Annotated in this window: 30 protein-coding genes and 3 pseudogenes; all 33 read right to left on the minus strand. The window is 74.2% G+C overall.

Annotated features, from left to right (window positions below):
• Positions 1 to 2: 2 nt before the first annotated feature.
• A complete protein-coding gene (locus OO57_RS12420) occupies positions 3 to 482 on the minus strand; it encodes a hypothetical protein (RefSeq protein ID WP_033252478.1) in 480 nt (159 codons plus the stop codon).
• A 22-nt stretch (positions 483 to 504) separates the two neighbouring features.
• Entirely contained in the window at positions 505 to 735 is a 231-nt protein-coding gene (locus OO57_RS43765; protein ID WP_033252446.1) for a LuxR C-terminal-related transcriptional regulator, read from the minus strand.
• Positions 732 to 1,577 (minus strand): DUF317 domain-containing protein, encoded by an 846-nt coding sequence (locus OO57_RS12430; RefSeq protein ID WP_033252447.1) that lies wholly within the window; start codon positions 1,575 to 1,577, stop codon positions 732 to 734. Before OO57_RS12430 ends, OO57_RS43765 begins: the two co-directional genes overlap by 4 nt.
• 19 nt (positions 1,578 to 1,596) lie before the next feature.
• Positions 1,597 to 2,430 carry a DUF317 domain-containing protein gene (locus OO57_RS12435; RefSeq protein ID WP_033252448.1) on the minus strand — a complete coding sequence of 278 codons (834 nt, stop codon included), beginning with the start codon at positions 2,428 to 2,430 and terminating at the stop codon, positions 1,597 to 1,599.
• A gap of 19 nt (positions 2,431 to 2,449) precedes the next feature.
• Positions 2,450 to 3,316 (minus strand): DUF317 domain-containing protein, encoded by an 867-nt coding sequence (locus OO57_RS12440; RefSeq protein ID WP_051777362.1) that lies wholly within the window; start codon positions 3,314 to 3,316, stop codon positions 2,450 to 2,452.
• A gap of 15 nt (positions 3,317 to 3,331) precedes the next feature.
• Entirely contained in the window at positions 3,332 to 4,108 is a 777-nt protein-coding gene (locus OO57_RS12445) for a DUF317 domain-containing protein (RefSeq protein WP_081973636.1), read from the minus strand.
• Positions 4,109 to 4,226: 118 nt separating this feature from the next.
• Positions 4,227 to 5,036 (minus strand): winged helix-turn-helix transcriptional regulator, encoded by an 810-nt coding sequence (locus tag OO57_RS12455; RefSeq protein WP_033252451.1) that lies wholly within the window; start codon positions 5,034 to 5,036, stop codon positions 4,227 to 4,229.
• Positions 5,037 to 5,206: 170 nt separating this feature from the next.
• Positions 5,207 to 5,866 carry a hypothetical protein gene (locus OO57_RS12460; protein WP_324606775.1) on the minus strand — a complete coding sequence of 220 codons (660 nt, stop codon included), beginning with the start codon at positions 5,864 to 5,866 and terminating at the stop codon, positions 5,207 to 5,209.
• Positions 5,863 to 6,384 carry a type II toxin-antitoxin system RelE family toxin gene (locus tag OO57_RS12465; protein ID WP_033252453.1) on the minus strand — a complete coding sequence of 174 codons (522 nt, stop codon included), beginning with the start codon at positions 6,382 to 6,384 and terminating at the stop codon, positions 5,863 to 5,865. The genes OO57_RS12460 and OO57_RS12465 overlap by 4 nt, the downstream gene beginning before the upstream one ends.
• Positions 6,381 to 7,124, minus strand: a complete 744-nt coding sequence (locus OO57_RS12470) for a hypothetical protein (protein WP_051777365.1) — start codon at positions 7,122 to 7,124, stop codon at positions 6,381 to 6,383. Before OO57_RS12470 ends, OO57_RS12465 begins: the two co-directional genes overlap by 4 nt.
• The gene (locus OO57_RS12475) at positions 7,121 to 7,702 is read right to left on the minus strand and encodes a DUF4913 domain-containing protein (RefSeq protein WP_033252454.1); all 582 of its coding nucleotides are present in this window, start codon (positions 7,700 to 7,702) and stop codon (positions 7,121 to 7,123) included. Before OO57_RS12475 ends, OO57_RS12470 begins: the two co-directional genes overlap by 4 nt.
• Positions 7,703 to 7,839: 137 nt before the next feature.
• Positions 7,840 to 8,499 (minus strand): HAD family hydrolase, encoded by a 660-nt coding sequence (locus OO57_RS43770; RefSeq protein ID WP_051777367.1) that lies wholly within the window; start codon positions 8,497 to 8,499, stop codon positions 7,840 to 7,842.
• Between the two features lie 62 nt (positions 8,500 to 8,561).
• Complete coding sequence (locus OO57_RS12485) at positions 8,562 to 9,767, minus strand: MFS transporter (protein WP_051777370.1); 1,206 nt, start codon at positions 9,765 to 9,767, stop codon at positions 8,562 to 8,564.
• A 130-nt stretch (positions 9,768 to 9,897) separates the two neighbouring features.
• A complete protein-coding gene (locus tag OO57_RS45405) occupies positions 9,898 to 10,299 on the minus strand; it encodes a hypothetical protein (RefSeq protein ID WP_234337321.1) in 402 nt (133 codons plus the stop codon).
• A gap of 156 nt (positions 10,300 to 10,455) precedes the next feature.
• A pseudogene (locus OO57_RS45410) lies at positions 10,456 to 10,776 on the minus strand (DNA cytosine methyltransferase); the annotation flags it as partial.
• A gap of 31 nt (positions 10,777 to 10,807) precedes the next feature.
• A pseudogene (locus OO57_RS45415) lies at positions 10,808 to 10,915 on the minus strand (DNA methyltransferase); the annotation flags it as partial.
• Between the two features lie 80 nt (positions 10,916 to 10,995).
• Entirely contained in the window at positions 10,996 to 11,661 is a 666-nt protein-coding gene (locus OO57_RS12500; protein WP_033252456.1) for a hypothetical protein, read from the minus strand.
• A 28-nt stretch (positions 11,662 to 11,689) separates the two neighbouring features.
• Positions 11,690 to 12,265, minus strand: coding sequence for a hypothetical protein (locus OO57_RS12505; RefSeq protein ID WP_033252457.1), 576 nt, complete (start codon positions 12,263 to 12,265; stop codon positions 11,690 to 11,692).
• Positions 12,262 to 12,969, minus strand: coding sequence for a hypothetical protein (locus tag OO57_RS12510; RefSeq protein WP_033252458.1), 708 nt, complete (start codon positions 12,967 to 12,969; stop codon positions 12,262 to 12,264). The genes OO57_RS12505 and OO57_RS12510 overlap by 4 nt, the downstream gene beginning before the upstream one ends.
• Positions 12,966 to 14,156: a DnaB-like helicase N-terminal domain-containing protein gene (locus OO57_RS12515; protein ID WP_033252483.1), complete on the minus strand. Its 1,191-nt coding sequence runs from the start codon at positions 14,154 to 14,156 to the stop codon at positions 12,966 to 12,968. The genes OO57_RS12510 and OO57_RS12515 overlap by 4 nt, the downstream gene beginning before the upstream one ends.
• On the minus strand, positions 14,156 to 14,368 hold the full coding sequence (locus OO57_RS40985) for a hypothetical protein (RefSeq protein WP_051777374.1): 213 nt from the start codon (positions 14,366 to 14,368) through the stop codon (positions 14,156 to 14,158). Before OO57_RS40985 ends, OO57_RS12515 begins: the two co-directional genes overlap by 1 nt.
• Before the next feature lie 29 nt (positions 14,369 to 14,397).
• The gene (locus tag OO57_RS12525) at positions 14,398 to 15,267 is read right to left on the minus strand and encodes a hypothetical protein (RefSeq protein WP_051777398.1); all 870 of its coding nucleotides are present in this window, start codon (positions 15,265 to 15,267) and stop codon (positions 14,398 to 14,400) included.
• A gap of 176 nt (positions 15,268 to 15,443) precedes the next feature.
• A pseudogene (locus OO57_RS12530) lies at positions 15,444 to 17,226 on the minus strand (type IV secretory system conjugative DNA transfer family protein).
• Positions 17,227 to 17,317: 91 nt separating this feature from the next.
• Positions 17,318 to 17,722 carry a hypothetical protein gene (locus OO57_RS44680; RefSeq protein ID WP_033252461.1) on the minus strand — a complete coding sequence of 135 codons (405 nt, stop codon included), beginning with the start codon at positions 17,720 to 17,722 and terminating at the stop codon, positions 17,318 to 17,320.
• 35 nt (positions 17,723 to 17,757) lie between these two features.
• Entirely contained in the window at positions 17,758 to 18,408 is a 651-nt protein-coding gene (locus tag OO57_RS44685) for a hypothetical protein (protein WP_033252486.1), read from the minus strand.
• A gap of 33 nt (positions 18,409 to 18,441) precedes the next feature.
• The gene (locus tag OO57_RS45420) at positions 18,442 to 19,686 is read right to left on the minus strand and encodes a hypothetical protein (protein WP_051777377.1); all 1,245 of its coding nucleotides are present in this window, start codon (positions 19,684 to 19,686) and stop codon (positions 18,442 to 18,444) included.
• Positions 19,687 to 19,807: 121 nt separating this feature from the next.
• A complete protein-coding gene (locus OO57_RS12555) occupies positions 19,808 to 20,320 on the minus strand; it encodes a hypothetical protein (RefSeq protein WP_033252462.1) in 513 nt (170 codons plus the stop codon).
• Positions 20,321 to 20,385: 65 nt separating this feature from the next.
• Entirely contained in the window at positions 20,386 to 20,883 is a 498-nt protein-coding gene (locus OO57_RS12560; protein WP_033252463.1) for a hypothetical protein, read from the minus strand.
• 31 nt (positions 20,884 to 20,914) lie between these two features.
• Positions 20,915 to 21,616, minus strand: coding sequence for a hypothetical protein (locus tag OO57_RS39400; protein ID WP_051777381.1), 702 nt, complete (start codon positions 21,614 to 21,616; stop codon positions 20,915 to 20,917).
• Positions 21,617 to 21,648: 32 nt separating this feature from the next.
• On the minus strand, positions 21,649 to 22,113 hold the full coding sequence (locus OO57_RS39405; RefSeq protein ID WP_051777384.1) for a hypothetical protein: 465 nt from the start codon (positions 22,111 to 22,113) through the stop codon (positions 21,649 to 21,651).
• Between the two features lie 21 nt (positions 22,114 to 22,134).
• The gene (locus tag OO57_RS43775) at positions 22,135 to 23,199 is read right to left on the minus strand and encodes a hypothetical protein (protein ID WP_051777388.1); all 1,065 of its coding nucleotides are present in this window, start codon (positions 23,197 to 23,199) and stop codon (positions 22,135 to 22,137) included.
• Between the two features lie 108 nt (positions 23,200 to 23,307).
• Entirely contained in the window at positions 23,308 to 23,661 is a 354-nt protein-coding gene (locus OO57_RS12580; RefSeq protein ID WP_033252464.1) for a hypothetical protein, read from the minus strand.
• Positions 23,662 to 23,846: 185 nt separating this feature from the next.
• Entirely contained in the window at positions 23,847 to 25,082 is a 1,236-nt protein-coding gene (locus OO57_RS12585; protein ID WP_033252465.1) for a hypothetical protein, read from the minus strand.
• Positions 25,083 to 25,257 lie beyond the last annotated feature (175 nt).

Consider the following 25,257-nt stretch of genomic DNA (forward strand, 5'->3'; position numbering starts at 1 on the left):
CCCTACCGGCGGTTCGTCGCCCCCAGCACGGGGGCAGCGGGCACCGGCGGGGCGGGCCGGTCGGCCGCCAGGCCCAGCGGCCGGGAGGGCGCGGTGCGGGCGGTGGCGGCCCGGACCCGCTCGGCGGCCAGGTCGTCGGCGGCGAGTGTGTGCCTGCGGGCGGTGGCGAGGGTGCGGATCGCTTTCAGGGCGGTGCTGGCCTCGGCGTAGGCGGTTCGCAGGGAGCCCGCGGTGTCCGTGATGCGGTCGAGTTCGTAGAAGGCGGGCACACGGCCGGGCCGGGTGAGTGCGTGCAGGCGGCTCTGGAGCACGACGGCGGAGTTGTCGAGCACCGTAAGGTGCTCCCGGGTGCGCATCGCGGCACGGAGCAGGGGGTCTTCCACGGGCTCGCGCGCTGCGGCTTGCTCCAGTTCGGTGATCGGTTGGCCCCAGGCTTTCTCGATCATCGCGTCGGCGTGGTCGAGGGCGGTCGCGTCGGACACGGTGTCCTCCAAGGAGGGGTGGTCAGCGGGGGCGGGCGGCGGCCTGCTGCTGGGCGTAGAGCTGGACGGCGTGGTCGAGGGTGGTGGCACCCAGCTTCCGGCGGGCGCGCTCAGCGCGGCGGCGTACGGTCGCGGCGCGGGTGCCCAGCCGCAGGGCGAGGCCGGCGACGGTGTAGCCCTGCGTGAGGTAGCGCAGGAGGGTGGTCTCGCCGGGGCTGAGGGGCTGGCCGCGCAAGGGCTCGGGGTTGCTCAAGACAGGCTCCTTCGGGGAGTCGGGGCGGCGCTCGCCCCGAAGGGGGCGGGCGCCGGGGCCGGTGGTGTCCGGCAGGAGGAAGGCGTGGAGGGCGAGCGGGAGGTGGCCGCGCTGATGCGCGCGACCTCCCGCGGGCTGGGCACGATCGGCGTTGCGGTGGCGGCGGCGGGCAGGCGTTCCAGGTCGATGCGCCGCATGGGCCGCCGGACCGGGACAGGGTCGGTGACGGCGGCGGTGAGCGACTGCAGCAGGTGGTCGGGCAGGTGGGAGGAAGCGGTGGCGCACCAGCAGGATCGCCTCGTGCCGACCTCGACCAGCAGGCGTTGGGTGTGGCCGGCCATCTCGTCGGAGTGCCGCAGCAGCCTGTCCTGGAAGTGGAACCGGACGAGGCGGTCGGGCGACCGGTAGCTCAGGAACGGCGTCGAGGGGTCCAACGTCCAGCCCTGGGAGAGGAGTTCGAGGGCTGTCTCGGCCCCGTTGCTTCGGCTGCCGCCCAGGTAGGCGTCGGGGCCCTGGTCGTAGGCGTCGGCGAGCGCGGTGGTGAAGTCGGCGACGACCTCGGGCGGGGTGCTGTGGTCGAAGGTGACCAGCCACTCGGGCGGCGCGAACGCGTCCGGCCCGGCGCTGATCTTCCACCACATCGGGCCGTCGGCCCAGGGCAGGTACGCAAGGCGGGCGGTGAGGTCCGGCGCGGTGACGAAGAAGTTCTGGTCGGCGTCGTGGCTCCGGGCCCAGCCGACGTCCAGCAGCGCCTGAACGGCTTGGGACTCGTCCGCATCGCCGTTGGCCAGGTAGCGGGGCGCGATTCGGTACTCGCGGGGTTCTTCACGGGGGTTGGGCACGGCAGGTCCTTGCAGCAGGTCAGCGGGTGCGGTCGGAGGGTGCGGGCTTCGGGGAGGCCGTCGCCCGGGGAGCGGTGGTGCCAGGAGGTGCGGAGCCGCCCGTCCTCGGCGCGGTGGCGGTGCGGGCGGTTACCGCCTTCATCCGGGCGGCCTCCCGCGTGCTCGGCGCCGCCAGGGTCGTGACCGCCTGGGCCGGAAGCCGCGCGAGTTCGGAGGGCCGCAGGCGACGCTGCACGGGTGCTGGGCTGGTGACCGCGGCGGTGAGCGTCTCCAGGAACCAGGCGGGGGTCGCCGAGCAAGCGGTGGCGTACCAGCAGCGCCCGGGCAGGCCGACCACGAACGTGAACCGCTCCAGCTGCCGGTCCGCCTCCTCGCCGTGCCCCAGGCGTCCGATCTGCTGCTGCAGCGTGACGAGCCCGTCGGGCGAGCGGTAGACGTTCTCCCACCGCGTGGTCTCCAGACGCCAGCCGTTTGCGAGGAGGCGCTCGGCGGGGTCGAAGCCATCGGCGGGGCCGTGCATCACCGAACTGGGCGCTGCGGCGAGGGCGGTGGTCAGCTCGGTGACGATCTCGGGGGCGGCGGCGAGTTCGAGGGTCACCTCCCAGGCGGGCGGCGCGAAGACGTCACGATGGGCGGTGAGCATCCACAGGCCGCAGTAGTCCCCTTCGGGCAGGTAGCCGAGACGGGCGGTGAAGTCGGGGGAGACGGCGAAGAAGTTCCCCGACTCCTCGCGGCTCAGGTACCAGCCGGCGTCCGACAACGGCCGGACGGCCGCGGAGGCGTCCGCGTCGGCATTCGCCAGGTAGCGGGGCGCGACCTGGTACTCACGGTGCTCTTCACGGGAGTTGGGCACAGCACGTCCTCGTTGTGGATCAGCGGGCGCGGCCGGAGGGCGCGGGCTTCGGGAGCGCGACCGGCCGGGTCGCGGTGGTGTAGGCGAGCACGGAGCCGCCCGCTCGCGGCGCGGGTGCGGTGCGCGGGACGGAGAGGGAGCGGGAGGTTGCCGCCTTCATCCGGGCGACCTCCAGCGGGCTTGGTGCCACCGGGGTTGCGGTGGCCTGGGCCGGGAGCCTGGCGAGTTCGGAGCGCCGCAGGTAGCGCTGGACAGGGGCGGGGTTGGTGATCGAGGTGGTGAGGGTGTCCAGGAACCGGTCGGGGAAGTCCGAGGTGGCGGTGGCGTACCACTGGTGTCCCGGAGGGCCGACCACGAACGTCCAGCGCTCCCGGTCGCCGGTCATCTCGTCGTTGTGCCCCAGGTGTCCGAGGCGCCGGTGCAGCGTGATGAGCCTGTCAGGTGACTGGAAGGCAGCCAGCGGGGGTTTGGCTTTCTGCTGCCAGCCGTGCTCGTCGAGGAGGCGGCCGGTGAGGCCGAAGCCGCCGGTGGGGCCGTGGACCACGGATGCGGGCGAGGCGGAGTGGGCGGCGGCGAGGGCGGTGGTCAGCTCGGCGACGATCTCGGGAGGGGCGGCGAGGTCGACGAGCATCTGCCAGGTGGCCGGGGCGAAGACGTCGTCGTGGGCAGCGATCATCCACAGGTCGCCGCGGTTGCCCTCGGGCAGGTAGCCGACGCGGACGGTGAAGTCGGGGGCGGTGACGTAGGTGTTGCCCAGCTCGTCGTGGCTCAGGGTCCAGCCCGCATCCAGCAGGGGGACCAGCGCGGCGTCGCCGGTGTAGGTGGGGTTGGCGAGGAAGCGGGGAGCGACCAGGTAGTCGCGCCCGTGGTCGGTGGGGTTCGGCATGGTGGGAGTCCAGGGTTAGCGGCGCCGCGGGGCGGGCGCGGGCCGGGACGGCGGAAGAAGGCGGGGCCGACCCGCCTCCGTGGGAACGGGCGGGCTGGTCGAGCGGACGGACGGTCGTCGCAGCACCGTCACCCGGGCCAGGTGGCGGGCCGGGATCCCGTCGGCGCGCCGGAGGGCGGGCCCCGGGTCGCTGAAGGCCGCAGCCGCCTGGGTGAGCGGGTGGAACGGCACGCCGATCGTGAACTCTGCACACCAGGAGGGCTGTTGCGGGCTCCCGGCGAGCATGCTCCACGTCGGCGGGACCAGGCGGGCGACCTCGTCGTCGTACGGCTGGTGGCCCAGGCGGTGCCGGTAGAGGGCCCAGCCGTCCGGGGCGAGCTGGTCGTGGAAGCCCCGGGGAGAGCGGTCGCAGGGGCGCCAGCCGCGGTCGGCCAGGACCGAGGCTGGAGTGCCGACCCGGTGGAGGTAGTACTGGGTGTGCAGGTCCTCGGCGAGCGTGGTGGTGAAGGCGGCGACGACCTCGGCGGGTGTACCGGAGCTGAAGGAGGCCCGCCACAGGGGTTCGACGCCGAGCTGGTGGCGGCCGTGGACGGTCCAGGCGGCGGGGGAGCCGACGCCGCCGTCCACGGTGAGTACCGCTGTTCGGCACGGGCTGGTGAAGCGGGTTCCATCCGCGGGAGCAGGAGCGGGGGTCCAGCCGTGGACCGCGGTCAGCGGGCTGGTGACCAGTCGGCGGTCGCCGGGCCCGGCCAGGCGCAGCGGCTGGACGAGAACAGGGGCGGTGGAGGGCACCGGGAGTTCCTCGTCGAGTTCGGCGGCGGCCGGGCCCGCGCAGCGGGCACCGCGGTGCCCGGGCAGCGCGCGGACCCGGCGGCCCGGCGGTGGGCGGGTCTGCGGCGGGGCACGGCGCTCACCTCCCGCGGGCCGGGTGGGAAGCGGCAGTGACGGCGTACGGCACCTGGGGCTGGGGCTGCGGGGCGTGGCTGAACAGCGAGGGCGGCACCGGGCTTCGGCGCAGCGCCGCCGCGGTGCGCGCGCCCTGCACTCCTTCGGCCGGGGCGGTGAGGGAGCGGACCTTGGCGGCCGGAGCGTGGGCGGGGCCGTTGGCGGTGTGCCGGTCGTGCCACTGCTGGAGGGCGGCGTAGACCGGTCCGAGGGCCTGGCCCGCTTCGGTCAGGGCGTACGGGCCGTGGTGTCGGCTGCCGGTCGAGACCACCAGGCCGTCGGCCTGGAGCCGGGCGAGGCGGGGCGTGATCAGCTGCCGGTAGACGCCGGACTCCGCGGCGATCCGGCTGAAGTGCATGCTGCCGCCCTCGGCCAGCAGTTGGACGATCCGGGTGGTCTCCAGCGGCTGCAGGCGCTGCAGCGCGTCCTCGATGCGGCCGGGCCGCCCCAGCATGGTCGGGGAGATGTGCTCCGACGACCACTGGGCCAGGGACCGGTAGACGGGGCCGAGGGTGAGCGCCTGCTCGCTCAGGCGGTACGGGGCGCGCTTGTCGAAGGCGTCGTCGCGGACCACCAGGCCGTCCTGGCGCATGGCGGACAGCCGCTTGCTGGCGTAGGACTCGCTGAGCGCCGGGACGTAGTCGGCGACCTCGCGCACCTGCAGCGTCGGGCCGTACCTGGCGATGGCGCGGACGATGTCGGTGGTCCAGTTCGGCGCGAGCCGGCGCAGGGCGGCTTCGACGGCCTGCGGGTCGGCGGGGGGAGTGATGGGCATGATCGGTACTCCGGTTCAACGGCTGGGAGAGGAGAAGCGAAGGGGCGGGAGAGGTGAGCCGCGACCGGGGCGGGCTCCGTAGGCACGGCGGCAAGGGAGTCGAGGTCGTCGGTGCCGAGCCGTCCGTGGATGAGGCGGTCTCCGGGGCTGGCCAGCGGACGGTGGGGGGTTTACTGGGTCGTCTCCAGGCGGGAGAGGAGGGAGCGGACCAGGGTGGGGAGGCTGCCGGGGCCCTCGCCGATCCGGACCTCGCTGGCGGCTTCCTCGACGATGTACTGCGCGTCCTCGATCAGGCCGCTGCTGATCTCCATGCAGGCGTCGGTGATCGCGGCGGCGGCCCGCAGCGCGCCGACGAGGACGTCGACGTAGGCGTCGGGCTCCATCCCGGCTGCGTCGGCGGCGGTGCGGATCGCGGCCGTCTCCGCGTCGTTGAAGCAGTGGTCGAAGCCCTCCTCTTCGGCGGGGGCGGGCACGGGGTGCTCCCCGGGCTCCAGCGCGGGGAGCCCGGCGCGGGTGCAGATCGCGTCGACCGACGTGGTCAGCTCGGTCAGCGACTCGGTCAGCCAGCCCAGCGCGGAGGCGTAGGAGGCCAGGGCGAACAGGCCCACGGGGGTGGTCGGCAGCGGCTCGTCGAGCAGGTCCTCCAGGCGTTCGTTCAGCTCGCCGACCACGCGGGGTCCGGCGGACAGCGGCCCGAGGAGCGGGGTGAGGTAGGAGCGGCTGGCCGGGGTGTCGTACTCGGCGACCAGGATTCCGGCGATCGCCTGGGCGGCGTCGGTGAGCCAGCCGGCGAGGTCGCAGCGGCTGGGCAGGGCATCGGTGGTCATCATCGGGCCTTTCGGGGAGCGTCAGTGGCGGAGAAGCCGGGCGAGGCGGAGGTGTAGGCGATGCCGCCCTGGCGGCGGGCGTGCGCGGTGCGGGGGGAGCGGGCGCGGGCGGCTTGGACGCGGGCTTCCTGGGCTTCCCGGACGCGGGCTGCCAGCTCCGGGTCCGCGTCGGGTGCAGGGGTGTTGAGCCCGGTGCGGCCCAGCCGCTTCTGGGCGGCGTTGTAGACCGCGTACTCGTGCCGGGCCCCGGCGGCGACGAGGTAGACCTCGCGGGAGTGCTTGGAGGCGGGCGGTGCGTCGCGGAACTGCACCACCAGGCGGTGGCTGGCCCAGTCGCCGCCCGCCCCGAGGACGATCTTGTGGCAGCCCTCCAGCCGCTCGCTGAGCCGGGTGGCGACCCGCTCGCCGTGGACCAGGTCCTGCAGGTGCAGCAGGGCCTGGTCCCGGATGGGCTCGGGCAGTCGGCGCAGGTCGGCGATGGCGTCGGGGTGTGCGGCGAAGGCGAACTTGGCGCGGCTCACAGCGACCTCCCGGAGGACTGCGGGGAGTTGACGGGAACAGCGGGCGTGCTCGGAGCAGCGCCGGCCTGGGGGAGCGAGGTGGTGGTGCGGGAGAGTGCGGCGCCGGTCCGCAGAGCCTCCGCGTCCAGGCGGTACTCGGGCGCCTCGGGCAGGGGGGTGGAGCGGTCCTCCAACCAGGCGTCGACGGCGGTCCAGTCAGCGAACGCCCCCTCGCGCACCGTGTAGGTGTACTGGTCCGGCTGGAGCGACTCGAGGAACAGCCGGACGGGCAGCTCCTTGTCCTGGCGGTCGACGGCGATGCTCCAGCCCTCGACGTCGCCTCCGTCGATGACCCGGCGCTCGACGACGGCAAGCCGCTCGCCGGAGTGCCGGATGCGGTCCTCGACCCGGACGGTCAGCTCGTCGGCGGGCTTGGGGACGTCGGCGATCGGCGCGAGCGCCTCCGCCGGGCAGCCGCGGTTGATCAGCCACCTCTGGGCGAACGCGAAGGTGGCGTGCCCGGAGCCGTGCAGGCTGAACGTCCCCTGCCCGCTGTCGCGCACGACGTCGAAGGAGAAGAGGTTGGGCGTGTCGGGGGCATCCCAGGTGGCCGAGGGGTCGAAGGCGACGATGAAGCTGCGCTCGCCCACGTCGTGCTGGGAGATCGTCTGGTACCTGCAGATCCAGGTGCGGTCGTAGCCGGTGGCGCTCTGCTCGTCGGCAGCGACCAGGCCGTCGAGCCGGAAGTCGGTGTCCTTCACGCCGCGGCTCCCAGCTGGTCGGGCGTGGCCAGCACGCGGTGGCTGGGCCGGGACGGACTGGTGGTGCACGCGGCGAACGGCCCGTCGGGAGAGCGGAGTTGGGCCAGGGCGTGGTCGAGGTGGTCGCGGTGCCACGTCGAGGGCCCGATGAGGCCGGCCTCCGCGTCGGTGAGCTGCTGCCAGGCCAGCCAGAGCCCGTGGAGGCGGGCGACGGCCTCCGGGTGCTCGTACCAGCGCGCGCACCAGGGCCGGGTGGAGCCGATCTCGCGCCCGTAGACGGGCAGCAGCACGTGGGTGATCCAGTTGCCCAGGGCGGCCAGTTCGGCGGCGTACTCCGCGCCGCCCATGGCCAGGATGAACACCGAGGTCGGGCCGTCGGCCTCAGCCTCGTCGGTGGATTCGGCCTCCGGTTCCTCGGCGCCGCCCGGGTCGGGGTCGCCGCCGAGGCGGTCGAGCAGGACGCCGTGCTGGCGGACCTCGGCGATGGTGCGCGCCAGCGTGCTGGCGAGGTCGTCGAGGTCCTCGTCGGCGATACGGATCGGTTCGGGCCCGGGGGAGCCCGCGGACGGGTCGGACATGGCACATCCAGGGAGGTAGGACGAACGGGGGCGGTGGACGGCGCGGGTCTTATCGGGCGGTTCACGGACGGGCTCCTGACGTGCGGGTGAGAAGAGGATCCGCGGATCCGGCGGCTTGGTCGGGCCGCGGGTCCGTGCTAGAGGAGGGGCCGGTAGCGGATGAGCTGGCAGCCGAGGACGAGGGCGTCGGCGAGGGTGGCGGCGAGGGGGTAGCCGGTGGCGGCGAGCCGGTCGGGGTGGTGCAGGCCGCCGCTGTGGAGCACGCCGAGCGCGCCGTTGGCGTAGGCGGCGTCCGCGTCGTCGGCCGAGTCGCCGAGCAGCAGCACCCGGTGCTCCCGTCCGGTCAGGCCGAGGGCGTCCAGGTGCGCGGCCAGCGGGCCTGCCTTGGTGCCGCCGGAGGGCCCGGTGCGACCGTCGATCCGGGTGAAGAAGTGCCCGATCCCGGCCTCGGCGACCTCACGCTGCAGGGTCCCGTGCGGGCACAGCGACAGCAGCGACTGGGTATGACCGGCCTCCTGAACCAGCGTCAGCAGTTCGACGGCGCGGCCGTGGAGCCACACGGGCTGCGCACGCAGGTGGGCCAGGAAGGCCGCGTCGCTGGACTTCCACTCCTGTTCGGTGATCTCGCGGCCGAGCAGGCGGGCGTAGAGGGCCGAGAGCGGCATGACGCGCTCGGCCCGGTAGGTTTCCCGGTCGACGGGCGTGCCGCCGAGGGCGGGCAGCGTCGCGTTCAGCGCGGCGACGTGGTCGTCGAGGTCATCCTTGAGGGTTCCGTTCCAGTCCCAGACAACGTGCATGGGAGTGAAGGGAGTTGAATCTTCAGGGGTGATGTTCACGGTGGTTCTTTCGCAGAGAGGTGTCAGGCGGGCAGGAGGTGGTGGAAGCGCCGCAGCAGCCACAGGGCGCCAGCCGCTCCGGCGAGCGGCACCAGGGCGGCGGGCAGCGGCCCGGCCGCGACGGCGAGGGAGGCCAGGCCGGTGCCGGCGGCCTGGCCGATACCGATGCAGGCGACGAGCCAGGCGGACGCCTGCGTCGAGGTGTCCTCGGGCGCGAGGCGCTCGACGGTCAAGAACGCGGCGGCCAGCAGCGGGGCGAGGAAGCTGCCGGGCAGGAGCACCCCGAGCAGCGCGACGGCCGGCACCGGGTCGGACAGCAGCGCCGTCCACCCGGCGGCGAAGCCGGTCGCGGCGGCCACCAGGTGCCGGGCCGGAGGGCCGGGCCAGGCCCGGCGGCCGTAGGCCAGGCCGCCGAGCACGCTGCCCAGCGACAGGGCCGCGGGCATCACCCCGGCCAGCCATCCGGCGTGGTGCCGATCACCCAGGGACAGGGCGAAAACGTTCACCGCGCCGAGCGCCACACCGGTTCCCGTGAGCGCCGCGAACAGCACCCGAAGGCCCGGCGCCCGGAGCGGGCCCGCCCAGTGCCCGCCCCCGGCCGGGGCGCTCGGCGTCCACCGGGCACAGGGCGGGGAGGTGGCGACCAGGGCGGAGCCGAGCAGGCCCAGCGCCGCGGTCGCCACCAGCGCGGCGAGCGCTCCGGCCCCGGTCGCGATACCGGCGGCCAGCAGCGGGCCGGCCACGAACACCAGGCCCTGGCTGCTGCTGTCCAGCACCAGCGCGGTGCGGCGCGGAGCGGCGTCGGGAAGGACGCGGGGCCACAGCGCCCGCAGGCACGCCGTCAGCGGCGGGGTCGCCAACCCGGCGACCAGCACGGCCAGCGCGGCGAGCACCGGGTGGCGTACCGGGCCGGTGGCGGGCAGCAGCAGGAACGCCGTGCTCGCCACCAGGGTGGAAACGAACAGGACGGCGCGCTGGCCTCGGTGGTCGACCAGGCGGCCCAGCAGCGGCTGGCCGATCGCGGCTGCCAGGCCGTACAGCGCGCCGAGCAGCCCGGCCAGCGGGAGCGGGCCGTGCTCGGCCCGCACCAGCAGCAGGATCGCGATGGGCGCCATGCCGGTGGGCAGGCGGCCGATCAGGGTGCCGCCGAGCAGGCGGGCGACGTGCGGCGAGCCCAGGGCGGCACGGAAGGTGCTGTCCTGGGCCCGCACGGCGGGGGTGGCGCTCAAGAGCGGAGGTCCTTCGGTCGTGCGCGCCGGGGCAGCGCGCGGGCCCGGCAGCCGGTTCGTGCGGCTGCCGGGCAGAAGGGTCCGGAGAACGCGGGGTTTGGTCCGGCCGGGGAAAGCGGGGTAGAAGCCGCTACCGGATCCGGCACCGCGGGCAGCGGCCGAGCGGCGGTGCCAGCAACTCCAGCGCCCGGGCGGCCTGTTGGGGAACGACGCCGTTGCCGAGCGCGGTGAGCTGGGCGGGTCGGCCGAGGCCGGGGGTGGCGGTCACCCAGCCCGTGTCCAGGCCCTGCATCCACTCCACGAACTCCGGGCGGAGTCGGCCGCCCTCGTCGGTCGGCGGCGGCGCCGGGCGGGTGAGCGTCTCCCACCGGGCGACGGCGGCGGAGTACTGCCCCCACCGTCCGCGGTCGGCTCCGAGGACGGGTTCGACCAGAGCGGCAGGACCACCGCCGACAGCGGCGGGCGCCAGCCCTTGCCCGACCGCCGACCCGGAGTGCTGGTGTCGCTCGCCCGCGGCGTCGGCAGCAGCCACTCCACCTCGTCCGCGAGGTTCGGGCCGTGCCCGCCGCTCTTGCGCTTCGCCGGGTGCTGGCTGCCGCCGTTCTTGCCGATGTTGCTGGTGGGCGTCTTCAGTACCGTGGCCGGCGGCCCAGGCGGCGAGGAAGACCCGGGAGCGGTGGTGGGGCGCTCCGACGTCGGAGGCGCGAAGAACGAGCCACCGCGCGTCGTACCGCAGGTCGGCCAGGGTGCCGAGTACGGCGCCAAGTGCCCGCACAGGAGGGAGGGTTGGGTCGTCTCCCAGACACCACGGGCAGGGTTCCAGGTCGCCAGCGGAACCCGGGGAGGTGAGGAGTCCTCGTACATTCTCGACCACCAGGAGACAGGGGTTGAGGGCCTCGACCGCGCGCGCCACGTGCAGCCAGAGCCCGGATCGGGTCTGCGAGTTGAGGCCGATGCGTCGGCCCGCGACCGAGACGTCTTTGACAGGGGAAACCGGCCGTGAGGACACCCACCCGCGGGATGCCCGACCAGTCGACCGCCGTGATGTCGCCCAGGTTCGGCACGCCGGGCCAGTGCCTGGCCAGGATCGCGGACGGCGCGGGCTCGACCTCGGCGTGCCAGGCGACCTCGCCGCCGAGCGCCGCCATCACGCCCAGGTCGAGCCCGCCGTACCCGCTGCACAGCGAGCCGATCAGCGGCCCGGGCCGCGACGGCGGCCGGAGGGCCGTCACCGCCGCCACCGAGAGGGGGCAGGAATCGCGCCGGGCGCGGCCGGGGCGGGTGGCTGAGAATCGGTAGCTGCGGCAGGGGTGGTGGTCGAGCGGGTGAGCGCCGCCGTTCGGCGCGCAGTGTTCGGGTCCTGCTGAACTCCGCTGGCCGAGGCGAGGTCCTCGGCCGTGGCAGGGCCGGGCAGGGGGTGTCCGCTGGTCAGCGCGTCGAAGCTCGACTGCATCGTGACGATGGCGCGGTCGACGGCGGCATCGGCCTCGGAGAGGAAGTGGTCGACGCCGGTACGGACCTGCTCCTCGACCGCGGGGGCGGTGTCGGGTGCCCGCACCCGCGTGTCGGCGAGCGCGGCCGTGAGGTCGGCTGCCTCGGTGAAGGCTCGGCTGGCCTGCGCCAGGTCGTTGGCAGCGGCAGTCCAGGCCCGGGCGAGGAAGACGGTAGGGGCGTCCTGGCGGGAACTCAGGGCGTGGAAGCTGGCCTCGCGGAGAGCCTCCCGCAGGGGCCACTCAACCTGTTTCACCGCCTCGGTGAGAGCGGAGACGGAGACCTGACGGCCGTTGCCGTAGACGGAGTCGAAGGACAGCGGCAGGACGGCCTGCCCATCGGCCAGGCCGTCCGCGGCCGTCTGCAGCGTTTCCGCGTGGTGGCGTACATCTTCGTCGAGCATGGTCACTCCATGGAGCTGAAGGGGCGGTTCACCGGGTCCGGCCGTGCACGGGCCGGACCGGAGAAGCGGGGAGGGGAGGAGCAGACGCTGGCACCTTCGCGGGTGCTGTGGGCAGGGAGCGGGTGAGGGCGGCCTGCTGGGACCGGGCCGAGGTGGGCAGGACGTCCGCGGCGGCGTCCCGCAGCACCCGGACACCGTCCTGGAGGTGCCGGTGCGCCGCTTGGAGGGCCTCGTCGATGCACGTGACGGCGAGGGTGCGCGCGTAGTCGGATCCGGGCAGGCCACTCGGACCGGGCGGCAACGCGGCCAGGGCGGAGAGCTGCTGGCCGACGGTCCCCAAGGCGGAGACGGTCTGGGCAGCCCGGTTGAGGGCGATGGCGAACGCCTCCGCGGGGAAGCCCCGCTGCGCTGGCTCGGTGGCCCGGAGCAGGTAGGCGTCGCCCAACGTGGTGATCAGCCCACCCAGTTCGGTGATCTTGCGGCCCACAACGGCAGGATCCGGCAGAGCGAACGTATAGGCGGTCAAGGGAAGTTCGAGACGCAGATCGCTGAGCGCCAAGGCAGCGCCGGTCAGGTCGAGCGCGTCGGAGAGCGGGCTGTTCACGGCATCCCCCGACGGGGAGCAGAGGAGACGGGGGGAACAGGCACTGCCACAGCATCCGAAGAGGCAGCCGGGGAGGTGGACGGCTGTACGGAGCTGGGCGACAGCGCGGCACCCACCCGGGCCGCCGGCGAGAAGCGGTCCGGCAGGTCGGCAGCCCTCTCGTCGGCGGCGCGGTCGGGCGGCGGCGGTTTCGGAGCCGTCGCGTGCGCGGAGCGGGTGTACGCGCCCTGGCGCAGTCCCACCAGGGCGGGGGCGCTCGTCTCGGCGCACGCCCGCAGCACCCGGGCGGCGTCGGCGAGGTCGTCGCGAGCCGTCTCGACGGCGTACTCGGCGGTTCCGTAGGCGAGTGTGCGGGCTTCCTTGTGGCGGGGTTCGTCGTGCATGTTCGCCGTGCGGGCGATGAAGGCGAGCTGCTGGGCGACGGCGCCGAGCGCGGAGGCGGCCTGGGCGACGCTGCCGCTGGCGCTGGCGAACGCCTCGGCGGCCAGCACTGTGTACTGCTGCGGCGCCGACTCCGCCGCCCGGAACAGGTACTCGTCGCCCAGCTCGGCCACTACCCTGCCGAGGCCGACGACCTGGCGTCCCACCTCGACGGGCTTCGGCAGGACGAACGGGCTGCCGCCTGCGGGCAGCTTGGCACGCTTGTCGTCGATCAGTTCCGCCACGGCGCGCAGCGCCGAAGCTTCGGAACGGGGACTCTTCACTGGGCACTCCGAAGGGGAACAGAGGAGGGGCGTCGGTGCGTCGCGGCACCGGTTCGGGCGGAGGGGGCGGCTGTTGGTGCTGTCGCGGAAGCGTGCTGCGGCGGGGTGCTGCGCGACAGCGCCGCGCTGACCCGGGCCGCCGGGACGCCCGCCGCTGAGGCAGTGGCGGCGACGGGGGAGGGGTGGCCGTTGGCGGTGCGCCAGCGGGCGCGGACCTCCTCCAGCGGACCGAGGGCGTGCAGGGCCTGGCCGACCAACTGCCCGGGGGCCAGGCGCTCGTCGGCGGCCAGCACGGTGATCTGCCGGGCGCTCTCGGCAGCGGTGCGGGTGAGCGAGGTGCGCAGCACCTGCTCGCCGAGCCACTCGGCCGACCCGGCGACCAGGTGCGCGTCCAGGATCGGGGTGAGCTGCTCCTCGGTGAGGGTGCCGTCGGTGAGCAGCCCGCGCCGTTGGACCTCCCACTGTGCGGTGACGGGGTCGATCGGCTCGCCGCGGTGGTGGAGAGCGCCGAGGCAGCGGTAGAGCCGGCCGTGGCCGGGGTCGGCGAAGTCGCCGGGCCGCAGCCAGTCGAAGACCTCCGCGACCGCCCCGTCCTGGTGCACCAGCAAGGCGAGCAGGAACTGCTCGTCCGCCTGCACGTCCTCGGACAGCTCGGCGGCGGGAGCGGTGGCCGGGACGGTGGCGGGCTTGTGGGCGCGGGGCGGGGTGCCCCAGCGCCCGGCGAGGTCGGCGAGGACCCCGGCCAGGGCGTCGGCCTGGTGGCCGGTGCCCTTCACCTCGCCCACGACCAGGCCCTCCTCGGCGACGGCGAGCAGGCGTTCGGCGTGCTCGGCGACGGTGCGGCGGATCGATCCCTCCAGGACGATCCGCCCGTACAGCGGGGCGTGGCTGGGGCGCGGGCAGGCGGCGATGAGGGTGTGCAGGTAGGAGGGGTCGAGTCCGCGGGTGCGCTCACCGGCCAGGGCGAGGGTGTCGGTCAGCCACTCCAGCGGCACCTCGCCCTCGTCGCCCTCGGCGGCGAAACCGGGGTGGCCGGCATCGCGCAGCTCGCGCAGCGCGGAGAGCAGGACCCGGTGGGCGGGGCGGTGGAAGTCGCGCGGCTCCAGCCAGTCCAGGCGGCCCAGTTGGCGGGGGTCGAGCAGGACGGCGCCGAGCAGCGCCTGCTCGCCCGCGAGCAGCGGGTCCATCACGACCACCACCGGCGGCGCTCGGGGGCGAGTGCGGCGATCTCGCGTTCGGCGGCGGCCCGGGCGGCGGCGAAGCGGTCCAGCTCGCCCGTGAACGTCGGGTCGGTGGCCAGCAGCGACCCGCTGCCGCTGACCAGCCACCAGTGGCCGCCGCGCCGGACGACCGGGGCGCCGACCAGGGGTTCGTCCCGGGAGGAAGAAGAGGGGGTCATCGGGTAACTCCGTTGTGTAGGAAGGCTGATCAGGCGGTGAGGGCGAAGCGGTCGGCGGCGACCGGGGTGCCCGAGCGGCAGGCCCAGGGCGAGCAGCCGTCCGCGTCACCGGCCTCCAACTCGGCATCGGCGATGGCGTCGAAGACGTCCGTCTGGCGCCCGGCCCACTCGTGCGCGGTGACCCGGTCGATCGGCGCCTGGTCCAGCGGGCGGCGGCTGCGGTGCAGGTACGCCTGGCCGAGCAGCGGGGTGCCCCCCGCGGTCGCCCGGGCGTTGCCGCCGCGGATCGCACGGTCGAAGGCGACGACGTCCTCCCACTCCGCCGGTGAGGTGTCGCGCAGTGCCCGCCACTGGGCGTTGCCGTGGTACGGACACCCCAGGCAGCTCGACTTCGGGGTCGACTCGAAGCCGCGCGAGCGCAGCAGCCGCAGGCAGTCCGCCCTGGTGAGGCCCTGCTCCAGCAGCGGGAAGCGGTTCTTCATGTAGGCGACGTCGGCGTCCTTGGCGCGGTGCACCTCGTCCACCGAGATGCCGATCCACTGCTCGACGAACACCCCGCGCGGCACCCGCTGCGGGTAGGGGAAACCGAGGAGTTCGCGGACCTTCTCCTTGATCGGCCGGATTTTATACTGACCAGTACATTGCCTGCGTGACATGCCGTCGCCGCCGTCGGCGTTGAGGATGTGCAGCGGCATCGACGCGAAGCGCTTGCCGGGATCGAGCGCGTCGGCGCGGATGTTGCCCGAGGACACCCGCAGGATCGGGATTCCGGCCGGGGCAGCGACCTCACGCTCGATGCGGTCCAGGTGGGCGTAGACTGAGCGGGGCTCCCAGCCGGTGTCCGCGAAGATCGCGTAATCCAGGCCGGGCAGGTGGCCCTCGGCGGCTAGGAGCAGCAGCACACTGCTCTGGGCCCCGGCGCCGAGCGAAAGAACCCGCAGCGTGGGGAGGGTAGTTGTGGTCATGGGGCAGGTCCTTGGAGGGGCGGGTGCCTGTGGCGGGGCACCCGGGGAAGAAGAGGAGAGGGGGCGGCGCCGGTCGGGAGGTCTCGATCGGCGCCGCCGGGCAGGGGCGGTCAGGCCGAGAGGGTGAAGCCGTCGTGGCTCTTGGCGAGGGCGCGCGCGGTGATGGCCTTGGTGGCGCGGGCGGAGGCCGGGCCGATCTCCTTGGCGGAGTGCTCCTTGTACCAGGGCTTGAGGTTCAGCATCGCCACCCGCATCCCGGTGGCGAACAGCAGCACCTTGCCTTTGGGCAGCGCCCGGATCTGGTCCGGCGGCAGGATCCGCTCGGTGCGCATCGATACCGAAGTCGACTTCCCGCCGTCGGAGTTGGAGACGGAGACGGTCTGCACGTCGTGCTCGCCGATCTGCCGCGACAGCTTGTCCGCGAAGTCCGCGTCGTCGATCCCGCTTCCGACGATCTTCACGGTCGCGGCGGACCACAGGGCGTCCATCCCGGCCTCGCCCCAGCAGCGCTGGCCCTGCCGGTAGGACTGCAGGATCGTGATCGGGATGACCCCGCGCGAGCCCAGATGCGAGTACAGGTCGGGGAGATCGGAGATCCGGCACACGTTCGCGGCCTCGTCCAGGACGCACAGCGCGGGCGGGTCGAGCCGTCCGCCGCTGCGCTCGGCGACGATGACGGCGGAGCGCATGACCGCGTCGGCCGCCGCCGCGATGATCGCCGAGGCGGAGCCGCCGCCGTCCTTGCTGAGCAGGAACAGCGTGTCGCGGGAGGACGCGAAGGCGAACGGCTTGAACTCCGGCAGGCCCTCGGTGGGGGTGACCCACGCGGCGATCTCCGGGTCCAGCAGGCAGCTCGCGTACTGGCGCGCGGTCTCGTAGATGCCGTCGCGGGTCTCGGTGGCGCCGGTGACCGTGCCCTGAAGCTGGGCGGCCACCGCATGGTGGCCGGCGTCGGCGAGCAGGTCGACGGGGGTGCGGTCGGCCGGGGAGGCGAGCCAGGCCAGCACGTCGGTGATCGGGCGCCGGTGGCTCGCGGCAGCCAGGAACAGCGCGCCGAGGGTGTTGGCGGCGGCGGTGCTCCAGAAGTCGGAGCCGCTGGACTCGTCCACGGACGCGGTGACGAAGTGCCCGGCGAGCCGCTTCGCCCCGGCGAGGTCGCGGGCATCGGCCAGGATGTCCCACCACATCTCGCGTGGGTGGTGGGCGATCTGCTGCGGGTCGAGCGTCCAGACGGTGCCGACCTTCGCCCGCGCGTCGAAGCACGCGGTGAACGCGTCGTTGGCCGCCTTGTTCGACGTGAGCAGGACGGGGCCGGGGGCGGCGAGGATCGCGGGGATCGCGATGCCGGACGTCTTCCCGGAACGGGGCGCCATGATGGCGACGAGGACGTCCTCCCAGGAGGCGCGGACCTCGGCCTTGCCGGGGGTCAGGGTGCCGACCAGGATACCCCGGTCGTTGGGCTCAACCTCTTTTGCACTCCCGGTCGTTCAGGCTCGGGCGCAGGTCGCGTGCCTTGGCGGTCACTTCCTTGTCCAGCAGCGGCGCCAGGTCGGCCTTGCGGGCGAGGCCGGTCTTCGAGTCGCCGCGGTGGCGCGTCCACAGCACCAGGGCGGTGGTGGCGAGGGTAGCGGTGAGCAGGCCGGGCACGATGCGGGCGCCGACCAGCAGCGCGGTGGAGCCGAGGTGCGGCCACAGGGCGTCTGGGTGCAGCAGGGCGTCGGTGGCGCTGAAGCGGGCCCACGGGCCGCTGTCGGCAAGGGCGTTGGCGGCGTTGCCGGTCAGCCAGGCCAGGGAGCCGAAGGCGAGGGCGGCGCCGAGGACGCCGAAGAGGAGGTAGAGGAGCGCGTCGGTGCCGGTGGTGGTCGACGGCGCGCTGGTGCGGGGGGAGGGCAAGGCGGTTCCAGGTGGGTGCGAGCGGGCGGGGGCGGGGCGCGCTCGGCTCTCGAACGGATCATGGCGTTGCTCTCTTGCAGAGGAGGGGAGTTCAGCGGGTTCGGCCGTTGGGGCGGGGTGCGGTCGGCGGGATGGGGGCGGGTGCCGGACTGGGAGCGGTCCTGGCAGAGGGGGAGGTGAGGCGGGCTGCGGTGGTGCGCTGCCGGTCGGCTACGTCGGTGTTGTTGCCGACGTAGCCGACAACCAGGTCGGGCTCGATGGCGACCCGGTATCCGGCGGCGTCGAGCAGACCGGCCGCGCCGGACGCGGCGAGCCGCTGGTCAGGGTCGGACTGTTCCGGCGGGAGGTGGTAGGAGGCAGGGTCGGTCGGGGCGGTGAAGCCGAACCGGCGCAGGATCCGGTCGATGAGCCCAGGGGTGGGGGTGCGGCAGTCGGCCCGGACGAGCCCGTTGCTGCTGCGGTAGATCTCGACGTCAGTGCCGTAGGTATCGGCCAAGTTGCTTTGAGGATCGCGAGCTGGTGATGGGTGGGTCAGCGGCGGTGGCTGGCGGCCGGGGTTGCGCCAGGCGGTCCGGCCGGGGGCGCTCCGGGGTCGGCTCCGGGGCTCGCGGTACGGCGGGCGGCGGCGCGGGGCGAGGGGGAGACGGCGGCCTGCTGCCGCATTGTCTCGGCGTCACAGGGGCCGTGGCCCATGACGTCGTGCAGCAGTTCCCGGGTCCGCTTGACCTGGACCATGTCGTGGTGGCGGGGGTCGCTGGTTTCGGCCGGCATCTCGGCGATGTCGCCGACGACGGCCTCCAGCTCCTCTTGGGCGTAGACCAGCATCGAGTGCACGGAGGCTAGGCGCGTCCACAGGTCGAAGGCCGCCACGTAGGGGTCCGGATAGTCGAAGTCGAGCCGGGCTCGGGCCCAGTCGGCGCTGGCGGCTACCAGCTCGGTCAGCTGCGGCAGCGGGCCGACCAGGGCACCGGTCGTCTCCTCGACGATCGCGGCGACCTCGCCCGGGTCCGCTGTCACCTCCAGTCGTGCGATCATGCCGGGCAGCGAGTACGGGTCGGCCGCGGGGGGTGGGAAGTATCGGACCTGCAGGGGCGGTTCGGCCTGCGGGCCGTGGGCGAGGGCGATGTTGTGGCGCATCGCGGCACCGACCGCCTCGCCGATCGACGAGTAGTGCTCAGGCACCGCACCCACCCCCGGCCACGGTGAAAGCGCCGGTCACCGGGTGCGTCCCGTCTGCCGGGGCACGACCGCCTGCGGGGGTACGGCAGAAAGCGGCGCGGAGGCGGCCGTCCCTCGGGCGGTGACGGCGGGGGAGGCGGCGCGGGCGGCGTCGGCGGTGGCAGAACGGGTATCGAAAGCTTCGCGGGACTGGGCGTACTGGATTTCGTCGACCAGCCCGGCCAGCTCGCTCTGGGCGGTGGAGACGAAGTCGGCTGCGACCCCGAGACGGTCGGAGAGGGCGTACTGCTCGGGGTCGAGGTCGGTGGCCTGCTCGGAGGCGGCCTCCAACATGTCGTGGACGCGGTCCAGGATCCCGCTGTCGGGGTCGAGGACCTGGTCGAGCGCCTCGGCGAGTTCGCCGAAGCTGGCGGCGCCGCGGATCTGGTCGGTGACCTGGAGGAGCTGCTCGTCGGCGGAGAGCTGGTGCCGGTCGGCGGGCCTGCCGGGAAGCGCGGTGTCGAGCCGGGGGTCGAGGTCGACGTCGTAGCGGGCGGCGCGCAGCATCTCGGCGGCGTGGGTGGCGACGGCGGCGCGGTCGGCCGGGGCGGTGGTGGTGGGCAGCCGGTAGCGGCGGCCGTACCAGTCGCCCTTCTCGGCGAAGCCGGCGTGCTTGAGCAGGGCGGCTGCGAGGTCGTCGCTGGCGCCCTTGGCGACGACGGCGCCGCTGGGTTCGAGGCCGATGGCGATCGGTGGGGTAGGCATGCGGTAGTCCTTGGCGGTGGTGACGGAGGGGGCGGTGCGCGCCAGGTGGCCGAGGTCGGCGGCGATGCGGTGGCACTCGGCCTGGGCGTGGAAGGCGTCCCGGTAGGTGCTGTGGGTGGAGCCGTCCTCGCGGACGACGGTGGCGACGATGTGCACCGAGCGGTCGAGGTTGCGGATCGCCGCCCACCGGCAGCCGTCCGGGTCGCCCGCGGGGGCGATCCCGGTGACGGCGACCAGGCGCCGGGCGACGTCCGCCCACTGGGTGTCGGTCAGATCGGGGTGGCGTGGGTCGGACCTGACCGAGCACAGCCACACCGGCCGCGCGGGGGCCCGGGCGCCGATCCTGGCGGCCGGGGCGTCCAGCACGCCGCTGCCCAGGACCTCCCGCGGGTCGCCGAACAGCGGTAGCTGCTGGTGGGAGTTGCGGTAGTCTGCCCCGATCAGCCGGGGCCGCAGCCGAAACCGCGGAGCGTCGTGCCCGTACAGGACGGGGATCAGTGCGGCCGTGTTGGTGGCGCGCTGCAGGTGGGCGATCACGACGGTCCCCTCTCGGGCGGCGTGCCCGGCGATCGGGCTGAGGAGGGAAGGATCCGCGGATCCGGCGGTTTGGCCGGGCCGCCGGACGGTGGTAGTGGCCGGTGGCGGCGGACCGGGTGCCTCAGCGGACCGAGGCGGCGCGGGCCCGGCTGAACTTCTCGCAGGCGAAGCGGGCGAAGACCTCGTCGTTGTGCAGCCGGGCCCAGCGTCCGTCCTGGCGGACGACGGTGGCGACGATGTCGATACGGTCCTCCGCGGTCTGCAGGGCCGCCCACCGGCACGCGGTGCTGTCGCCGGCCGGATCGATGCCGGTGGCGTCCAGGACATCCAGGGCCAGGTCGTACCAGTCGTCCTCGGTGAGCGCGGTCGACGGGGAGCTGCGGATCGAGCAGTGCCAGGTCAGCCGCTTGGAGGGGGTGTGGCCGGTTCGGGGCCGGCGCAGCGCCAGCGGCTCGTCCAGCAGCGCCGCCAGGCACGCCATGTCGTGCTCCTCCTCAGCGGGCGCACCAGGCGACCACGTGTCGAGCAGGAGCGGCTCGAAGCCCGGGTCGTCGCTGAGTGTGAACAGCGCGTTCAACAGCTCCAGGGTGCTCTCGGTACGCCGGACGGTGCAGTGCAGAACGGGAGCGGGCATGGTGGTGTTCTCCGAATCGCTTGCAGGGAAAGGACAGTTGGGCTGTGGGGCCCGTGTCGGCCGGGTCAGACGAAGGGGTTCTCGGTGGGGCGGTCGGCGACGGTGGCGGCCTCCAGCAGCTCTTGGAGGTCGCCGGGCTCGGAGGAGCGCTGGTCGATCCACCAGCCGGCGCGGGTCACGGTGCGGGCCTGCTCCTCGACCCGCTCCCAGTCGGCCTCGGCCATATCGCCCTCCAGGACGAGGGCGGTGTAGGCGGCGGCGAGCAGCTGGTGGCGACAGCGCACGCCCCAGGCGGTGCCCCGCTCGGTGCCCTCCAGCGGCGGCATCCGGTACCGCTCGGACCAGGCGTCGGACTCCGCCTGCTCCTCGGCGCGCTTGGCCGCCAGCCACGCGGCCTTGTCGGCCTCGTCGCCCTCCTTCGCCGCGCGCCAGCACTCGGTGCACTCCTGCCGGGCCAGCCAGTCGGCGTACCCGGCGCGCCGGTCGGCCGGGCGGTCGCCGAGGTTGCGCTCGCTCTCGTGCCCGCACGAGTGGGTGATCGTCCAGACCTTCTTCACGGCCATGACGGTTGCTCCTTGCTTCAGGGGATGGGGTTCAGCGGCTGCGGACGCCGGAGGGCACCGCGGGCGGCAGCGGGGCGGACACACCGGTCTTCGCCTCGGCGGCCGACGGGGCGGTCGTTGCCGGGGCACCAGGGGACACCTCAACCCGCTTGCGGGTGCCGGTGCCGGTGCCGGGCGGGCGGATGGCCGCGGCGAGGGCGTAGTCGACGGCGACGGTGTACCGGCCTTGTCGCAGCGGCTCGGTGAGCGCGGCGATGGCGTCGATGCCGGCCTCGTGCTGGCGGGTGGGGGCGAGGTAGATGTCGAGGGCTGGCACGTGGTGCCAGCCGGCCCGGGTGAGGAACGGCGCGGGGGTGATCGGCAGGCCGTCGCTGACGGCGGCGACGATTCCCAGGTCGGGGTGCTTGCCGAACGCGACGTCCGGCTCGTCGGGGCTGGGCCGCCAGGTGGTGCCGGGCACGTCGAACGCGGGCTCGGTGCCGACGCGGTGGCCCATCGTGCGCAGCGCCCGCACCGCCGCACGGGCGCGCTCTTGGCCGTTGTGCTCGGGGTCGGTGAGGGTGAAGAAGCCGGAGCGGGCCGGGTCGGGCTCGAAGCCGAGCGCGGGCAGGATCGCGTCGGCGACCGGCTGCGGAAGCAGGCCGGAGGCGGCATAGACGTCGGGGCGCTGGTGGTTGCGCCAGATCAGGAGGGCGGGGGCTTGCTCGTCGGTGGTGGTGGCCGGTGTGGACACAGCGGATCTCCTCGAAACCGGGTGGTGGGTGGTCAGCGGGTGCGGGCGAACGCGGCACGGGGGTCGGCCGCCCCGGGCGGTGGGCTGGGCGGGGCCGCGGCGGTAGCGGGGCCCCGCCGGGCCGCAGGGCTCCTGAGCAGGGCAGCTTCGTCGGTGCGGAACCCGCGAGCGGTGGTGGCGGCAGGGGTGCGGTGGGCGGCGACCTGCCGGGGGAGTCCGACCTGCGGCTCGGAGTGGGCGTCCAGGGAGAGGTCGCTGTGGACGGCGTAGCCCGCGCCGTTCAGGACCTTGACCGCCCAGCGCAGGCGGTCCGGGGCGTCGCGGTGCTGCTCGGTGAACGCGTACAGGTGGGGGTGGTCGGCGATGCGCTGGAACTCCAGCCGCTCCAGCATCCAGGCCGCTGCCGCTGCCGCGGACCGGGTGGGCAGGGCGGCGACGACGCCGTGGTCGGGGTGGTGGCCGAGGACGACCTCGGGCTGCGGTGCAGGGGTGGGCATGGCGGGCTTTCCGTACGGGGGTCAGCGGACGCGGCCGGAGGGGCGGCCGGTGGCCGGGGGCTGGGCGGCGAGCAGGGCTTCGGCGGGGTGCCCGGTGAGGGTGCGTTCGGACGCCGGGGAGGAGGCGAGGGCGGCGGCCACCCGCAGGTCGTGCCCGCTCGCCGCCGACCGGGCCGCGGCCTGGGGGTGCGCGGCGTGCCGGTCCGCGAGATCCCCCCGCAGAGCCCGGATCTCCCGGACGTAGCGGTCGGTCAGGTCGGCGACCTCGCGCAGGCGGGCGGCGTAGTGCGGATCGGAGGCGGTCGCGTTCAGCCCCTCCCACCAGGTGACGGTCTGGTGCAGGGCGTCGACGGCCTGGTCCAGCACGCCGTCGCCGGGGGCGGTGAGCACGCTGAGCGCGGCCACCACGTCCTCGGTGTGGCCGGCCTTCGCGATGTCCTCGCCGAGGCGGTCGAGCGGGCGGGACGGAAGGGCGGTCCCTGCCGCGGCCCGGTCGGTCAGGTCCGTGGGGCAGTCGACGCCGAAGCCCTCGGCCCGCAGGTAGTCGGCTGCCCGGGTCACGGCCGTCCGCCGCTCGTCCGGGTCGAGCATCGCGGCCGGGAGCCGGTGGCAGGCGACACCGTTCTGGGAGGTGGGGACGAAGCCCGCGCGGTGCAGCAGCGACTCGGCCCGCAGGGTCCGGGCCCGGACCTCCTGCTCGGAGGGGACGCCGCGCTGGTCGAGGTGCTCGTTGAGGCAGGCCAGCAGCGGCTCTGGGTTGGTGCCGTGCTGGTGGTCGAGCTGCCCCGGCTGGCTGTCGTACAGGGGTGCGGGCTCGCCGCCGAGCTCAAGCCACTCCGCGAACCAGCCGTTCTGCGGGCCGCTCCATCCGGGCTCCTGGTAGTCGGCGTACTGGGGGCCGGCGAGCAGGAAACTGCCGTCCGGCAGCTGGGCGTCGATGTAGTCGCCGGTTTCGAAGTCGATGGTGTACTCGACGCCCCGGGCCGCCAGGAGAGTGGTGACCGGTGTGAACTCGTTGTTCGGAGGAGTTCGGCGGGTGTGAGCAGTGACCCCGAAGCCGGACTTGGAGAACGTGACGGGCTGCATGGCGGTGCTCCTACGACGCTCGCCCCTGCGGGAGCGGGGGCTGGGGTGTCGATGGTCCGGAGGATCCGCGGCTTGGCCCGGCCGGGGAAGCAGTGGTAGAAGGCCGCCTCAGCGGGCGGAGCGGCGGTGAGCGGGCCCGGTCACGGCGGGCGGCGGCGTCTCGGCGGTGCGCGGGGCGAGCGCCTGCGTTCCGCGGAGGGCCGGGGAAGCGGCAGCGGCCGGCGTCCGTGCAGGGCGGCCGGGGGAGCGGCTGACCGCGGCGGCCAGCCGCTCGCTCCGTCCGGCCAGTTCACCGGCGAGGCCCTCGTGGACGAGGTGCAGTTCCTCGCCGATCTCGGTGATCCGCTCCGCCAGGGCATCCAGCTCGGCCCCGTACCGCCGGACGCCGTGCTCCTGGCACCACTGCGCCGCCGTGCTCACGAGTTCGTGCAGGCGGCTGACCGCGCCGAAGTCGCTGCTCACGAGTTGGTGAAGCGTTTCCGGGAACTCGCCCGGCCCGGCGGCGGCCAGACGCTGGACGGCGTACTCCTGCCCAGCCCTGTCGGTCGGCGGGAGAGATGCGGCCGGTGTGCCGGACCGAGGGAGGAACTCCTCGGGTGCCCGATGACCCGGATCGGTCATGAGTGGATCTCCTTGGCGGCGTGCGGTCAGCGGGTACGGCGCGGGGCAGTGGCGGGAGGCGAGGGTGCTGGTGCCGGCTCGGCAGTGAAGCCGGTCCCGCGGCGCTCGGTGCGGGCCACGGCTGCCTCGACCTGCTTGTCGCGGCTCGGTACGGGGCGGCCGATCCGTCGGGTGACGTCCTGGGCCAGCACGGCCAGCGACATGCCCGGGACCCACGCCGAGCGCGACCACGCCTCGCTGTTGCGCTGGTCCTGGGCCCACGAGCGGATCCGAGTGGTGGCCGGGTCGTCGCTGGCCGTGCGGGTCGTGAGGGGGGCCCACCGGGTGCGGACCTCTCGGATGCCGGCGAGCGCGTCCTCGGCGTGGTGGAGCCGGCGCAGCTGGGGGCCGATGACAGGGTCGAGGCGGTCCTCGGCGGTGGTCACCGTCCGGATCCCGGCGAGGATGTGGGGGCCTTGGTCCGCCAGGACGTCGAGATGCTGCCAGGCGGCATGGTCGCGGGCCGCCGCGGACTCGAAGACCTCGGGTTCCCCGAAGCGCTGGGTGTTCGCCGGCAGGACGTACGCGACGCTCAGGTCGTCCAGGGAGACGAGCGCGTCTTCCACGGCGGCGGTTCGCGCGTACCAGGCGGCCCGCTGGTAGGCGGGAACGAAGCGCTCCGTGACCTCGGCCGCCAACACGGAGGGCTCGGTGTCGGCGGAGAACTCCACCGGGTCCGGCGGCCTCGGCGACCAGAGATACCGGTTCTCCGGCGCGTCGTCGGGAAGCATCGAGCGCAGGAAGACCCGCCCGTCGGGGTGCGGCTGGACGACCAGCAGGCGCTCACCGCCGGGACCGGCGAGGGCGAAGGCGCTGTGCGGCGCGGTGGCGCTGTTCCACAGCGAGGGGTGCCGACCCCACAGCTGGCCCGTCAGGTCGGCGAGGTCCCGCCCCGGGTTGAGCCGGCAGGGCTGGGCCGACCAGCCGGGCAGGTGCGCGGCCAGCACGGTGGCGAGCGGCGGAAGGGGAGCCGGCGGGCCGGGCTGCTCGGGCAGGATGTGGCCGGCCTCGTCGAGGTAGACCTTGGCCTCCCAGTGGTTGGGCAGGGTGCTCCCGCGGTCGCCGGTCGGGCGGAAGACCGCGAAGGAGTCCTGCTGCGCGCCGCCAGGGACGAGTTCCCAGTGGGGGTGGGTGCGGTCGTTGCCGTCGCGGCGGGTGTCGAGCAGCTGCTCGAAGGCCGCGAAGTCGGCTTCGGTGAGGTGGGCGTGGTCGAGGAAGGGCATGGGTGTTCACGGTTCCTGGAGGACGTTCCGGCGGGTGGCCGGACCACAAATGGCTTTGTCGGACGGGCGGTTGGCTATGTCCCTAGTCCCGTGAGTTCGACCGGGACTGCAGTGCCGTAGCTGAGCAGCAGGCCAGGTCGATGAGTGTGTTCCGTGCGTGGAGCGAAGTTTGACG

The sequence above is a fragment of the Kitasatospora phosalacinea genome (assembly GCF_000717185.1).
GTDB lineage: Bacteria > Actinomycetota > Actinomycetes > Streptomycetales > Streptomycetaceae > Kitasatospora > Kitasatospora phosalacinea_A.